The 14,740-nt window shown below is 28.9% G+C and carries 9 protein-coding genes; 4 read left to right on the top strand and 5 right to left on the bottom strand.

What is annotated here, in order from left to right:
• Nucleotides 1-291 precede the first annotated feature (291 nt).
• Nucleotides 292-1,569: an MFS transporter gene (locus tag QEJ31_RS05060; RefSeq protein ID WP_280592693.1), complete on the bottom strand. Its 1,278-nt coding sequence runs from the start codon at nucleotides 1,567-1,569 to the stop codon at nucleotides 292-294.
• 608 nt (nucleotides 1,570-2,177) lie between these two features.
• Between QEJ31_RS05060 and QEJ31_RS05055 the strand changes: the two genes are divergently transcribed.
• The gene (locus QEJ31_RS05055; protein WP_280592692.1) at nucleotides 2,178-8,303 is read left to right on the top strand and encodes a TcdA/TcdB pore-forming domain-containing protein; all 6,126 of its coding nucleotides are present in this window, start codon (nucleotides 2,178-2,180) and stop codon (nucleotides 8,301-8,303) included.
• Here QEJ31_RS05055 and QEJ31_RS05050 read toward each other — a convergent pair.
• The 4 genes from QEJ31_RS05050 to QEJ31_RS05035 form a co-directional block, all read right to left on the bottom strand.
• On the bottom strand, nucleotides 8,300-9,244 hold the full coding sequence (locus tag QEJ31_RS05050) for an NAD(P)-dependent alcohol dehydrogenase (RefSeq protein ID WP_280592691.1): 945 nt from the start codon (nucleotides 9,242-9,244) through the stop codon (nucleotides 8,300-8,302). The two genes, QEJ31_RS05055 and QEJ31_RS05050, sit on opposite strands and share 4 nt — an antisense overlap.
• Nucleotides 9,245-9,493: 249 nt before the next feature.
• The gene (gene dinB / locus QEJ31_RS05045; RefSeq protein ID WP_280592690.1) at nucleotides 9,494-10,606 is read right to left on the bottom strand and encodes a DNA polymerase IV; all 1,113 of its coding nucleotides are present in this window, start codon (nucleotides 10,604-10,606) and stop codon (nucleotides 9,494-9,496) included.
• A gap of 10 nt (nucleotides 10,607-10,616) precedes the next feature.
• Nucleotides 10,617-11,447, bottom strand: coding sequence for a Bd3614 family nucleic acid deaminase (locus QEJ31_RS05040; protein ID WP_280592689.1), 831 nt, complete (start codon nucleotides 11,445-11,447; stop codon nucleotides 10,617-10,619).
• Between the two features lie 25 nt (nucleotides 11,448-11,472).
• Complete coding sequence (locus tag QEJ31_RS05035; protein WP_280592688.1) at nucleotides 11,473-12,330, bottom strand: 3-hydroxybutyryl-CoA dehydrogenase; 858 nt, start codon at nucleotides 12,328-12,330, stop codon at nucleotides 11,473-11,475.
• A gap of 182 nt (nucleotides 12,331-12,512) precedes the next feature.
• Between QEJ31_RS05035 and nadA the strand changes: the two genes are divergently transcribed.
• From nadA to QEJ31_RS05020, 3 genes are read left to right on the top strand one after another with little or no spacing between them, the layout of a single operon-like run.
• Nucleotides 12,513-13,625, top strand: a complete 1,113-nt coding sequence (nadA, locus tag QEJ31_RS05030; protein ID WP_280592687.1) for a quinolinate synthase NadA — start codon at nucleotides 12,513-12,515, stop codon at nucleotides 13,623-13,625.
• A 10-nt stretch (nucleotides 13,626-13,635) separates the two neighbouring features.
• Nucleotides 13,636-14,031, top strand: a complete 396-nt coding sequence (locus QEJ31_RS05025; protein WP_280592685.1) for a hypothetical protein — start codon at nucleotides 13,636-13,638, stop codon at nucleotides 14,029-14,031.
• 54 nt (nucleotides 14,032-14,085) lie between these two features.
• On the top strand, nucleotides 14,086-14,643 hold the full coding sequence (locus QEJ31_RS05020; RefSeq protein ID WP_348524548.1) for an acyltransferase: 558 nt from the start codon (nucleotides 14,086-14,088) through the stop codon (nucleotides 14,641-14,643).
• Nucleotides 14,644-14,740 lie beyond the last annotated feature (97 nt).

Raw genomic sequence — 14,740 nt, 5'->3', positions numbered from 1 at the left:
ACGAAAGATATATTATCGTGGGGTTGATTTTTCTTCCCCAGAATTCTCGCTATTACTATTGGCTTTATCAATCCCATGTTTTTCCTGATCCTGTTCGGCTTCTCCAGCAGTGTTTATGCTTGCTTTAATTTCAGCATTAACTAATTTAACTTTATCTAAAATACTTTTTTTGGGTTCAGCATTGTTTGAATTTTCTTCTTTGGTTGGAAGTTTTGTTGAATTATTTTTCTCTTGTGAAAAAAACTATGAAATTAAGGAAAATTATACTAAATGCAAAATATTTTATTATCTTCATATTTTCTCCAACTGTGGTTGCATATTACGAATAAATAAAAAAGCAATAAGAGCAAAAAGGCTGACGATAAATCCAGGCAGTAAAATATTTTGCGAAAATTTAATAGAAAAATCAAAAATGAGTGGAGCTGGTCCCGCAAAAAATGCAGTGGCAAGATTTAACGAACCTGAAATTCCAGAAAAACGGATATTGGTAGGAAACAACTCTGCTAATAAAGAAGCAATGCACCCTACAATACAGCCTGAAATAATACCTAGAAAAATACTTGTACTCCACAAAATTGCTCCATTATTAGTGCCTAACAAATTGAAGAGAAATGGTGTTAAAAAGAAAAATAAAATAGTAGCAATAGTGGCCATTGTTTTTCTTGTGATATAGTCGCTTAATTTTCCCATAACAATAATAGAAAAACATTGAATGATAACAGAAAGGGTATTCATAAATAGCACTTGTGATTCATTATAACCATAGTATGCATGTAAGTAACTTGGGATATAAAATGCTAATGAAGTAACAATTGCGGAAAATGCAGTAATAAAAACTCCAGAAAGCAAATTCATTTTGTAGTTTTTAAATAATTCCCATACTGGATATTTAACAGTTTTTTTTGCTAAATAAATATTTGCAAAAATAGATGATTCAACTAAATTTCTCCGTAAAATTAATCCAACAATCCCCAATATTCCACCAAATATAAATGGTATTCTCCATCCCCAATCTAGAATGATGGCGTGAGGAAAAAAATGAAAAGTTAAAGTTGATGTAATTGAGGCTAATACTATTCCTCCAATCACTCCAAAATATAGAATTCCACAGGCAAAACCTCTTTTTTGTTTTGGAACATGTTCAAAAACATAAGTAATTGAAGCAGGAAGCTCGCCTCCAACTGCAAAGCCTTGGACAAAACGCAGACCTACTAATAATATAGGTGCAAGTATTCCAATCTGTGAATAAGTGGGAAGAAAACCAATAAAAAATGTCGAGCAGGCCATAAGAAAGATAGTAAAGAGGAATGATTTTTTTCTGCTTTGCGTATCTCCAATATGACTAAAGATAAAACCACCAATGGGGCGTGCTATGTAACCTAATGCAAATATACTAAATCCTTGCAATTGATTTACTAAAAGGGATGATGAGTTAAAAAAAACTTCTCCAATTATATGTGCATAAAAACCATAAATAACAAAGTCAAAGTATTCTAACATTCCACCAAATGAGGATAAACTTATTACTTTAATTTGTTCTTTGGTTAAATATTGATGATCTATAGACATAAGAAAATACCTCTAGAAAATTAAGCAGAAACATATTTTCTTTTTAGCATAAAATGCTGCTGGAGAATAAAAAATTTCTTGATTTTTAACTATCCACCCCGAAAATATCTTGATTTTCTAGAATTATTTTTTCCCAATGTCCATTTTTGTTATAGTGATGTAATGTCTTTATAAAAAAAATTTCATATATATATTTTGGGATCTATTTTGTAAAAATTAGTTTTAATTTTTGTTGACTTAATTTGTGCTGAAAAATATAAAATATATTAAAAATGAAAATACAAGTAAAAAAAAGTGACAAAAATAATCTAAATAAACGAATAAAAATTTTTAACATTTTGAAATTATAAAAAAAATTGAAACTAATATATGAATTATAATTTATTTTTCATGGAGAGAATAAATTCTTAAATTTTTAAATACTTATAACTCTGTTAATTTAATTTAGAAAAATGTTTGATTTTTATTTTTTTTTAGTTATTTATAAATAAACAAATTTATATGGATTTGAGTTTGTTTATTTAGTAAAATTAATTAGTTAATAAAATATCCACCGACACTCAATCCAAATGATTTTAAAACAAAAACATATTTCATATAGGATCGCTATGTTTATAAAAAATAAAATTTACAAGTTCATATTTTTATTTTTCTACTTCATTTTTTTAAATGGTTGTGAAAAAAATACTCAAAATCAAAAAGAAAATACAGAAAAATACGTTCACTTAAGTAAAAATTTTAATGATACAATTGTGATAGATAGTTCATTCATAGCAGAATTTAAAGAGTCTATGAAAAATGAAATTAGCGTACCAAGTAATTATGATTTTAATACGATTGACAAATTAAGTAATTTTCAGGGCAAAACAGTTGAGGAGCAGTATAAATTTTTATCTGAGTTCATAAATGAGTTACCCCGACCTTACTTTGATAGTGTCTATTATCAGAAGTATAAGATATTAGCGGCGAATCTAGAAAAACTATACATAAGTACTGCAAAACCTGTAGCTAAGAATTTGCACTTTATTTGGTTAGGGGGGCCATTGGGTGAAGCACAAATTGATTATGTAAAAATTTGGGCAAAAATAAATCCTGATTATCAAGTACAAATTTGGTATGATTCTCAAAATTTATTTACTTATGAAACACAAAAAAGTTTTAAAGAGTATTTAGATATCACATTGGCAAAATATAAATATGAAATAAATTATGAAAATAGATTTTCTGATAAATATGTTGAATTACAAAACCAGTTATTAGAATACTTTTCCCAAGAACTAATAAAAAATAAAAATGCAACTAAAGACACAATTAGAGCAAATTTTATTGATAAAGAAATTTATAAAAAACCAAATGAAAAATTAGCTGAAAAAAAATACCTAGAAAATGTTAAAAAAATGAATCAGGATATTGAATATTTAGAGAAAAATTTTAACAATTTAAAATTCAAAAATATTCGGAATGTAGTTGCAAACTGGGATATGTTAAAAATATTTGAACATGAACTTGATTTGCGGTTTAACTTTGCTGCTGGTTCAGACATTTTTCGTTTATATATAGTAGATAAGTTTGCTGGAGCATATGCAGATATTGACTTACTTCCAACAATGATTCCTATTTATGAGTTAATAGCCAAAAATAGCACTTTGAAAAATTATTTTGATTTACCATTAGCGAAAGATCTTTCACTTAGTCTGATTACTCAGGCATTTTTCAACGAAATTATATTAAATAATAAAAACTTAATTCCATCATACAAAATAACTGAAAATAATTCATTAAAACTATTAAAATCTAAAATAAATTTTCTTTTAAATCTATCAAATTTAGATCCAAATGTGAAAGAAGCTATTAAAAACTTGCCAGAAGAAATTGAAAGAATTGCAAAAGATCCAAAATATTTAAATGTAGATAATTTATTTTTTAAATTAGAAGATCAATATGTGCGCGAAGGTGAGTTTAAAATTATACGCGGTAATAATTCATTTATTTTAAGTCATTCTATTCATAGTAATGAACATTGGCTGCAACAACTTATCGATCTAATAAAAAGTAATTATTTACAAATTTTTACAAATGAAAAAAATAACCCAGGATTTAAATTACCATCAAAGGAAACAAATACTGTAAATAAAGGTGCAGAAAATTTTTATCGATACGATACCTTAATGACAAATATTGATTCTACAATTTCTATTTCTGGGCCTTACGTATATAATAAAATATTAGATAAAGTTGCAAAAATTAATCCTTCAGCAGAAATAATGTATTTAAACAAAATATTTAATTCTTTTACTCCAGAGGCTTCTGTTTCAAGTTGGTTTAAAAGAAGTTCTGATTTTCAAAAAAGTCGTCAAAATCTTATTTTACAATTAGGGCAAGACGAAAATACTAAAACTGCTGCTAAAAATATTTATAATAAATTAAAAGAAAATTCTGAACTTTATTTTGTAGAAAATGATAATTTTGATAAATATATTTCTGAAAAAGAGAAGGATAGAATTGAAAAACTAAAAGAAATGTCAGAATCAGATGTGGAAGATGAAAATGAGGTTTCTTTAATAAATGAAAGAGAGTTGAATAGAGATCTAAAAAATAAAATTGAAATACATGTAGTAGGGCATTCAAAAGAAGTTAATAATAGCCTTCTTATTGGTGGCATAGCAGCAGACTTATTGGCAAAAAAAATAAAAGATAATTTATTTAAAACGACAAACTCACAAAGGTTAGACTACATAAGTTTAGTTAGTTGTAATCCATCAAAAAATGCAAATGACATTTTACTTTTAGAAAACTATGCAAAAAATTTATTGACTTCTTTAAATGACTTAGAAATTCCTGTTCAAATAGTAAGTATTAGAACCACAGATGTTCGGGTTGATAAAAATGGCGATAAATTTTACTTACATGACAATAAATATACAGGTCATAAAGAAGGTGATAAATTTTATGTTTATAGGAAAAATAAACAAGATTTTTTAACAATTAAAGCTACATATTTACCTGAGGATCTCGACTTAAAAAAATTAAGTGAAAATAAAGATAATTTAAGAAGTGTTGCATTTGAATTAAACGAAATAGTTGAAGAAGGCTCTTCTGGACCATTGGGTGATTTGCCAAGTACTTTAAAATCTATGCAAAAAATTTATAGTACAAAAGCTGAGGCAAAAAAATATGCGAAATATATTAAAGAATTTACTGAAAATGCAAGGAATAAATACAAACTAAGTAAAAATTTTGCACCAATTTTATCAACTCTAAATGCGCAAGAAAAGCAAATATCATTTATTAATAGTGAAACAGGTGAATTAAAGAAAAATATACAACTTTCGACCGATGAATCAATAAGAATAAATCAAATTTGGAATGCTTTTAGCAATGAAATACAAAATGTGAAAAATATTCCCATTAAAACTGATGAAAATGGTGTGATTAAAAATATGGGAGAAGGAGATGGTCTAGGAATAACTCCTTTGTTATTAGCACAAACCATTTATGGTATGTATAAAAAGAATAGTAGTAATGGTGAAGATGAATCTTCTTATGATCCGGCATTAAGTAAACTGATTAAAGCACAAAACTATCTTATTGATGTTCAATTAACCACAGATATTTTGCAAAAAATAAAACAAACTGAAGAAATGATATCAGCATTAATTAAAACAAATGTTATTACTAATGAAGGAAATTTCATGCCAAGAGTTGATCAGGTTGTTAATAAATTAACAGCTGCAAGATATCTAACTCCAGGATTTTCTGTTGCAGCAGCTGCTCTTGATGCATTTGAATATTCCTACGCCGTAGGATCGCAAAAAGGGATTTTTGCAACCCAATTTTCGTTTGATACTATTAATGCTTCGATGTCTTTAGGAAGTTTAGCTTTAGGAGAAGGTGTTGCTTCTTCCGTATTGGGATATATAGGAACTCCATTTGCTGGTCTTGCCATCGGTTTTACAGGTTTTGCAAGTGCAGCGATAGAAGCGCAAGAGGAATCCATTCAAATTGCAAAATTTTTTAATGAATTTTTAAAAGATCATTCTCGATATGGAAAACTATCTGATTGTTCACCAAATTTGAATATTATTTCACTGGCTCATAGTAGTTACTCAAAATCTGGAACTGGTAATTGTTCAGGAAATTTAAATTCAGCCGTGATTAAAAAAATTGATTTTACCTCGGGTACTGAAATTAAAATAACTTATGGATCACACTTCATGCATAAAACAAAAAATTGGCATAAAGGAATTTTTAATAGTTACTTTTCAAACTTTCAAGGAAGTTCAAAATTTCCTACCCCAGATCCTGTTAATAAATTCAATATCCGTGAGACATTAGATTTACCTTCTGTTACAAGAATTACTCTAGATGAAAATACTGCAATCGTACTTCCTTTTTTAATGGAAAAAACTATATCATATACATATTCTTATACTCCAGGTATTATGACAAGACATAATTCCGAATTAGAGGCTGTTAATAAAATTTCTGAGAACAAAAATGCACAATTTGTGTTTCGCTACTTTGTTGATTTATTTGAATATTCAGTTAGAAATTTGCATTTTGAAACAGAAAATAGTGATATTCATATTGCATTAGATAACAAGAATAGAACCTTATTAACTCCAGTTATTCCTTCAGAGTATACTAATAAAATAAGGTATAATATAGATGGTGGAAATGGGAAATATACTCTTGAAGTCGGAAAAAATGCTACTTATAGCTTATTTGTTAAAACGAATGATGTTTGGACCATTGATCTTTCGTCTTTAAAAAATCCACTTAAATTTGTCAAAAATAATTCTTTTTCTATAGGGGAAAATACAAAAATATTCATTTCTGGAAAAATGCAGAAAAACTTGACCATAAAAGAAAATAATAAAACATATCAAATTAATCCAAGTAATGGGAAAATTACGAATATCTTTGAAACAGAAGTTACAGAATCTGATCAAAGCAAGTTTTTGAATGAGTTAAAAAATTTAGCTGCTACATTCCCTGAGCATGAAGGATTAATAAAAGTAAATCATATTAAACAAAATGGTATAGATAAATCTGCATGGTATGATTTTGGAAAAAATGAACTTTATTCTCCTTTCATATTAAATGAACAATATTTTAACTTCAGTAAATTTAGCCTTCTAGGAAAAAAAGATAATTTAGTATATTACTATGACAAACAAAGTGGTCTCATTTTTAAACAAAACTTACTTGTTACAAATAAAGAAAATACAATTCCTATAGTCCAGGTGAGTAGAAATTCAGAACCATTTTTTGATATTCAACACAATACTTTGATTTATAAAAATTCTGAATCTTCTATCCCTGGAATATTTGGAGATTGGGAATTTACCATTGCAAGGATCGGCGAAATAAGAAATTTACTTAAAATAGATGTTAAAGAAAGTGCTAGATTTAAAATGCAACCAAGATTGATTGAAGCACTTTTAAAAGTACAAAGATCATTTCATATTAGCCAACCTGTAAAAGTTACTGATAAGAATAATGATTTAATTGCTTGGTTTATCAATTCGAGTGAAGAAATTCCCGGTGGAAAACTAATTGTTTTATCGAATGAAGAAAGTAAAGAAATGTTGTCTTCTGAATATGCTGGTTTTCTGAAAAAAAGTGATGGTAAATTTGTTTATTATTTTACAAGTCGTGATCCAAAAACACTTAGTCTTTCTTTATACCAGAGGGAAGAAAATCAACAAAAAGCTACAAAAGTAAAAATTTGTGATAATTGTAATGAATTAAGTGATATTAAATCAATTTCAATTGTAAATCATAAGCCAGTTATTTTAACAAATAGTAGATATTTATATACTCCGAATACTGAAGGAGAGTTTTTTCTTACAGGTGTAAATTTCTCTCTTTCAGAGGATAAAGCAATTGATTTAAGTGAAGTCATGCAAAAAATCTTATTATCAAATAAAAAACATTTTGAAGTTTTATCTTTAACTGATTCTTATGGTTCTTTTGCATGGTATGATATTAAGAAAGATATCATTATTTTATTTGATTCCACAAAAAAATACTTAGGTTCAGATGATTTAGGAAATTACTATTTTCTAGATGAATATTCAAATAAGTTATACACTAAGCCACTTAAAAAAGGAAATTTAAAAAATTATTCTTTAGAATATGAAAACAGTAAAATAAAAATAAATTTGAAAAATATGGAGGATCAATTAGTTTTACAGAAAAATAATATTTCATTTATAAATTTAAACAAAACTGATCATAAAAAAAATAATTCAAGTGTAACTATTTCAGAAGGAAGTAAAGTACTAGCAGAATCTTTTGACAACTTTGAAAAGCGTGAAAGAGAGAAAGCACTTGAAAGTTATAATAATCTTATTAATGCTACAGAATTTAAAATTGAGCAAGATAAATTAGATGCACAAGTTCCTGCAGGTGGAACTAAAAGAAGAAGCATTATTTTTGTTAATGATGGATGGTACAACTCTTCTATAGAAATAGTTGTTGAGCATAAAAATGGTGAGATAGAAAATTTCCATAGTTGGTGGGGGCAAAAAAGTAATTTTACGGTAACACCTTTAGTGCCAATTTCTGCAAAGAAAATTACTATAAGTTTACAGTCTTATTTATTTGGTTGGAGTAGCCCATTTTTTGTAAGAGATTTTTCACTTTCTGATTTTCCTTTGTGTGTAAATTCAACAGGAACTCTATTTAATCGTAGTGCAACGGTAAGAAATTGTAATGAAAAACATTAATCAAATTTAATAATATTTTTTCCTATGGGACTTTTTATTTCAGTTTCTTGATAAGCTTTAATAACTTCAGAAAAAGGATATATTTTATTCACTTTAATTTTTAAATTTTTATTCATTAAATCAATTAATAAATTTAGTTTTTCTTGTGAATATTTTGTCATTAAAAGTTTAATTTTTTTTCCTGAAAATAAATTATGAAAAATTGAAAAAATAATACTTCCTAAATCAGGCGAAGGGTTTATAAAAACTGATTTATCTTGCATTATTTTTTTTGCTTGTGAAAAAGGCATTCTTCCAGATAATTCAAGAATAATGTCATATTTCTCGTTGCTAACAAGGACGTCTGTTTTTTTATAATCAATTACAGTTGGGCAACCAAATTCTTTAGCAATAGCAATTCCATCTCCTGAAGCAGTTCCTGTAATTTTCAATTGCAAATTTTTAGCTATTTGAAGAGCAAATAATCCTAATCCGCCTGAACAACCATTGATTAATATACTTTGTCCTGCTTTTGCTTGCGCTAATTCTGTAATAGCTTGATGAGCTGCGGTACATGTTATAATAACTCCAGCTGCTTCTTCAAAACTAACTGAATTTGGTATAACTGCTACATTAGATCTTGGTACGCAGATGTATTCGCGCATTGCCCCTGGAGCCATAGTATTTGGCATGTATCCAAAAATTCTTTTACCAACAATATTATCTGTTATATCATTTCCTTGTTTTTCTACAATTCCTGAAAATTCACAACCTAAATATTTTGGAAACTTATTTCCGGTCATGATTTTTAAGTCACCATTTCTTATTTTCCAATCTAAAGGATTAATTCCTGCTGCTTTTACTTTTAATAAGACCTCATTCTTTGCAGGAATAGGGATATTTTCTTCAACAATTTTTAATACGGATGAATTACCATAGCTTTCAAACATTAAGCTTTTCATAAAACTATTTCCTTGAATTTTGGAGTTAACAAAAGTAACTAAAGGAAAATAGTGGAATATTTTTAAATTTGCAATAGTTTATGCTAGTTAATATTTAATAAAAGTAATTTAAATTCATTTAGCAATCACCTTGTTTTTCCTGTTTCATTAAACTTTTAATAAGTAAAAAAAACTCTTTCATAAGATGAAAAACTATATTCTAAATCTGTTATCTGTTAGTTCAATTAGACAATTTAACTGGATTAAAAATTAAATATAATCAGGGAATAAAGTAACCTGTTGCATCTCATTCTTACTAATAACATTCGAAACAGAAACTCCTAGTAATCGAATAGGAAGAGCTGTTTTTTCCATTTCAAGGAATAATTCATTGGAAATTTTTTGCATTGAGAAAAGATCGCTAAAGTATAATGGAAAACTTTTTGCCTTAGTTTTAACTTGAAAATTATTATACTTTACCTTAATTGAAATTGTTTTAAAGGCTATATTTTTGCGTTCTAATATTAGATATAAACTTTTAGCTATGCGATTTAATTCGGTTTGTATTTCAGAAACATTGGTTAAATCTTTTGCAAAAGTTTCTTCTTCACCAAAAGATTTACGAATATGGGTAGTACAAACCTCGCTTTCATCAATACCTTGAGCTTTTTCCCAAACCCAAATTGCCGATTCACCAAAATGTTCTATGATATAATCTTTTCCAGCTTCAATAACATTTCTACAAGTGATGAGCTCGTGAGTTGCGAATTTTTGTGCTGTTACTGGGCCAATAAAAGGAATTTTTTTTAAAGGTAAATCTTGCATAAAAAAATAACAATCTTTAGGTTTTATTATGGTTAAACCATTCGGTTTATTGATATCAGATGCTATTTTCGCAACCATTTTATTTGGAGCTATTCCTGCAGATGCAGTTAACTGTGTATTTGAATATATTTCATTTCGAATACTTTGGGCTATAGCAGTGGCTGAGGATTCTTTAGACTCATTCGTAACATCAAGATACGCTTCATCAAGAGACATAGGTTCAATGGTTGAACAATATTTTTGCAAAATATGAAAAACGATTTGAGATGCTTTTTTATATTTTTCAAATTGTGGGCGAATAAAAATAGCTTGAGGACAAAGTTTTTTAGCCATTGCAGATGACATTGCTGAGCGGACTCCAAATTTTCTAGCCTCATAAGAACAAGTACATACAACACTTCTTTCTTGAGGGAGCCCGCCAATAATAACTGGTTTTCCTTTTAGCAAAGGATTATCTCTAATTTCAACAGCAGCATAAAAAGCGTCTAAATCGATATGAATAATTTTTCTTTTTAATAAAGAAGGATGTATTTTTTTTTCAGAAAAATTATTAGGCAAAAGGACTTCCTTAATTAAGCAAATATAGATGTTCTAAAATGCTAGATGAAGTCTTTGAAGCCAAACTGCATTTTATTTCACTATCTAGTGTGGTTTTTTTTGAAAATGTACCATTATCTTTTTCAAAATAATATACTTTTATGTTTACTATATCTTCAGCACATTCGGTTATCATATTAGAACACATTATACAAGGCTTTAGTGTGATAAATAATTTACTATTTTTAGGTAATTTTTTTTTATTTTGATTGTAAAATCTGTAAATTAGATCAATTTCAGCATGTCTTGTTCTATTTTTTGCATTCGAATTTAAACCATAAGCTAAAACATTATAATTTTCATCAACTAAAATTGCAGCAATTTTTCTATCTGAAAGAGCTAAAGAATTTTTAATTGTTACTTTTTCTTTCAAAGCAAGTGCTGCTTGCATGCATTCCTTACTATTTTTTAACATAAGTCCATGTAAAAACTCTTTGATATCGTTATTTATTTCATAATGAATTGAATATTTAATTTCTATAATTTCAAAAGGAATAGGAAATAAATTAGTTTGTGAGCTTGATAAATATGCAAATCTTTTTGCTGCAACTTTGATCATTCCTAGACATTTATTAGTAGGAAAGTATGATGTATAAATTTTTTTGCGTAAAATTGAGTGTGCATTATCTTTATATTGCTCAGATATTCCTTGAATAAGTTTTGTTACTGCTGTTAAAGGGGAGTCGTTTGTTACTATATTTTGCGCAAAATAAACAGTGTTTTGATAGACTAAAAATGCATAATCAGTTTGATTTTGTTTTTTTAGATAATAAAGTATTTGTTCTGGAACGATATTTTGCATAATTTAAAAAAATAACATAGTTTAATTAATACTTGTAAACACCTTGACCTGTTTTTTTTCCAAAATAGCCAGCATCGACATATTTTTTTAATAAAGGACAAGGTCTGTACTTACTGTCGCCTAGTCCATCATGTAATACTTTCATAATGGCATAACAAGTGTCTAGTCCAATAAAATCTGCTAAAGTTAAAGGACCCATAGGTTGATTTGTCCCTAATTTCATACCAGCATCGATATCTTCAGCAGTAGCAATGCCCTCCATAAGCGTATAAAAGGCTTCATTGATCATTGGCATCAAAATTCTGTTAATTATAAATCCAGGATAATCTTGAGAGCATACAGTAACTTTTTGCATTTTTTCTGCAAGTTGTTTAGTGATTAAATATGTTTCTTCACTAGTAGCATGGCCCCGAATAATTTCTACTAAATTCATAATAGGAACTGGATTCATAAAATGCATGCCAATGAATTTGCTACTTCTTTGTGTCGTAGTTGCTATTCTTGTAATAGGTAAACTGCTTGTATTACTTGCAAATATTGTGTTTGCTGGAAGAATTTTATCGAGTTGGGAAAATATTTCTTTTTTTAAATTTTCATTTTCATTTACTGCTTCAATGACAAAATTAGCATTGGCAATATCATTTAGTTGTACAGCTTTTTTAATTCTTCCAAGAATTGCTGGGGGATGTTCTTCTATTTTACCTTTTTCAAATAATTTAGTTAAGCTTTTTTCAATTCCTTGAACTGCTTTTGTTAATCCCTCTAAACGATTGTCACATAATATCACTTGGAAACCAGCTTGGGCAGCGACCTGTGCAATTCCGCTTCCCATTTGCCCAGCACCTATTACAGCTATTGTTTTAATTTCTGAAAGAAGAGTCATTTTTTCCCCCAATAGAACATGAAACTGAGTCATTTTACATTTTACCACTCAAACTATATTGTTTTCTTTTTTCTTCGCAAACTTCCAATTGAAAAAACATGTCTTGAGTTATTGCTTAAGTTGTATTCAAGTCATAAAGATAAAGTTGTACTTGATATAGGTTATTTTAGAAGGACTTTTTCATGGCTATTGCGTATCAATCTCCTTTACCAGCTCCCTACCCCACACTTTCAGAGACTCAGTTGCGGGCGCGAATTCAAGCCGTTAGAAATTACTTTGGAAAGAAACTTGTTATATTAGCGCATCATTATCAACGCCCAGAAATTGTTGAATTGAGTGATATTCGTGGAGATTCTTTGCAATTAGCACAATATGCAGCAAAACAATCTGAGGCTGATTTCATAGTTTTTTGCGGTGTACACTTTATGGCTGAAGGCGCTGATATTTTAAAAACAGGGAATCAAACCGTAGTCTTGCCTGATCTAGGTGCTGGCTGTGATATGGCTGATATGGCTGATGCAGATGACGTGGTTGAAGCGTGGGATCAATTGGTAGAAACTTTGGGACATGATAGTATCATGCCTGTTACTTATGTAAACTCAAGCGCAGCATTAAAAGCTTTTGTTGCAAGTAAAGGTGGAGTTATTTGTACCAGTTCTAATGCAACAAAAATTGTTGATTGGGCGTTGCAAGAAAAAAAGGTTCTTTTTTTCTATCCTGATCAGCATCTGGGAAGAAATACTGCAAAAAAATTAGGGATTCCTTTAGAAGAGATGAATTTATGGAATCCTAAAAAACCTTATGGTGGACTTGCAAAAGAAATGATAAAAACTACCAAAGTAATGCTTTGGGAAGGTTGTTGTCCTGTTCACATGATGTTTACTGCGAAACAAATAGATGCCATAAGAGCAAAAGATCCTGAATTTAAAATTATTTCACATCCTGAATGTGCTATGGAAGTTGTCGATAAATCTGATTGTGCAGGTTCTACTGATTTTATTGTTAAAACAATTGCAGCAAGTCCTGCAGGAAGTAAGTGGGCAGTTGGAACAGAGCTTAATTTAGTAAACAGAATTGCAAAAGAAAATGCGGATAAAACTATTATCAGTATTAATCCTTTTATGTGTCTTTGTGGCACAATGAATAGAATAGACTTACCGCATTTAACTTGGGCTTTAGAGCAAATAAAACTCGGAACCCCCCAAAACATTATTCAAGTGCACGAACCCAACCGATCGCTTGCAAAACTAGCTTTAGAACGTATGTTGGAAATGAGTACTACTTCTCTAAAATAAAGGTAAACATTTGTCAGAAGAAAAAGTAACTAAAAATTATTTTCAAAATCAGCCTGCTGCTGCTCCAATAAAAGAATTAGGGCTAGAGGAGATTATTCAATTAGCCAACAAAATTGGTTTAGAATATGTTGAAAAAAGAAAAGAAGCTGAGCGTTTAGAACTATTACGCACATCTGTACGAGCAAAAATAATGAATCGAATAGAGTTGACCGCTGACAAAATACCAGAAGCAAGATTAAAACGACTTGCAGAAGCAGATTCAGAATATATCGAGCTACTTGAAAAAATTGTTACTGTACGAGCTGAAACTGAAAAATTACGAATTCGTTATGAAAGTTATAAAAGCTTATTTGATGCTAGAAGAACAATGATTAGCTATAAAAAAGTAGAATTAAAAACTCTATAAAAGGCAGAATAAGTGGAAAAATATATAGAACAACATAAACGGCGTTTAAATTATATGCCATGGCTTTATTATTCTTTAAAAGAGAAACATTTGTTATGGGCGAAACCATGGCAAGAAGAAATTCAAAAAGAATTAACAGAATTAGAAACCGTAAAAATTGGAGAAAATTGTTTTATTTCTTCATTAGCAAATATCTTTGCAGAACCTGGAAGAGATATTATTATTGGAAATAATGTTTCTATTGGTGCGGAAACTTTTTTACATGGCCCTATTATTATTGAAGATGGTGTAAGTATTAATGCTGGAGTTTATATAGATGGTGGGGCAAAAGGGGTAATAGTTAAAAAAAATACTCGTATTGCTAATGGAACTAAAATATATGCCTTTAATCACGGTATTTCCCTTAGTAAATCCATAAAAGAGCAAACAGTCACATCCAAAGGAATAACGATAGGTTCTGATGTTTGGATTGGGGCAAATGTGTGCATTGTTGATGGTGTTAGTATTGAAAATCAAGCTGTCATTGGCATGGGTAGTGTAGTTACTAAAAACATTCCCAATGGTGAAATTTTTGCCGGAAATCCAGCCAAAAAAATTGGAAAACGCAACTAAATTATTATATTAACAAAGCTAAAAACTCCATATTTATAATAAAACCTAGTATAATAGCTACACTAAAAGCTAAATACTTAATTATTCTCAACGCCAA

The organism is Pigmentibacter sp. JX0631, from assembly GCF_029873255.1.
In the GTDB taxonomy this organism is placed as follows: Bacteria; Bdellovibrionota_B; Oligoflexia; order Silvanigrellales; family Silvanigrellaceae; genus Silvanigrella.
Note: the sequence above shows the minus strand (reverse complement) of the source record. Positions and strands in the feature narration are given on the sequence as shown.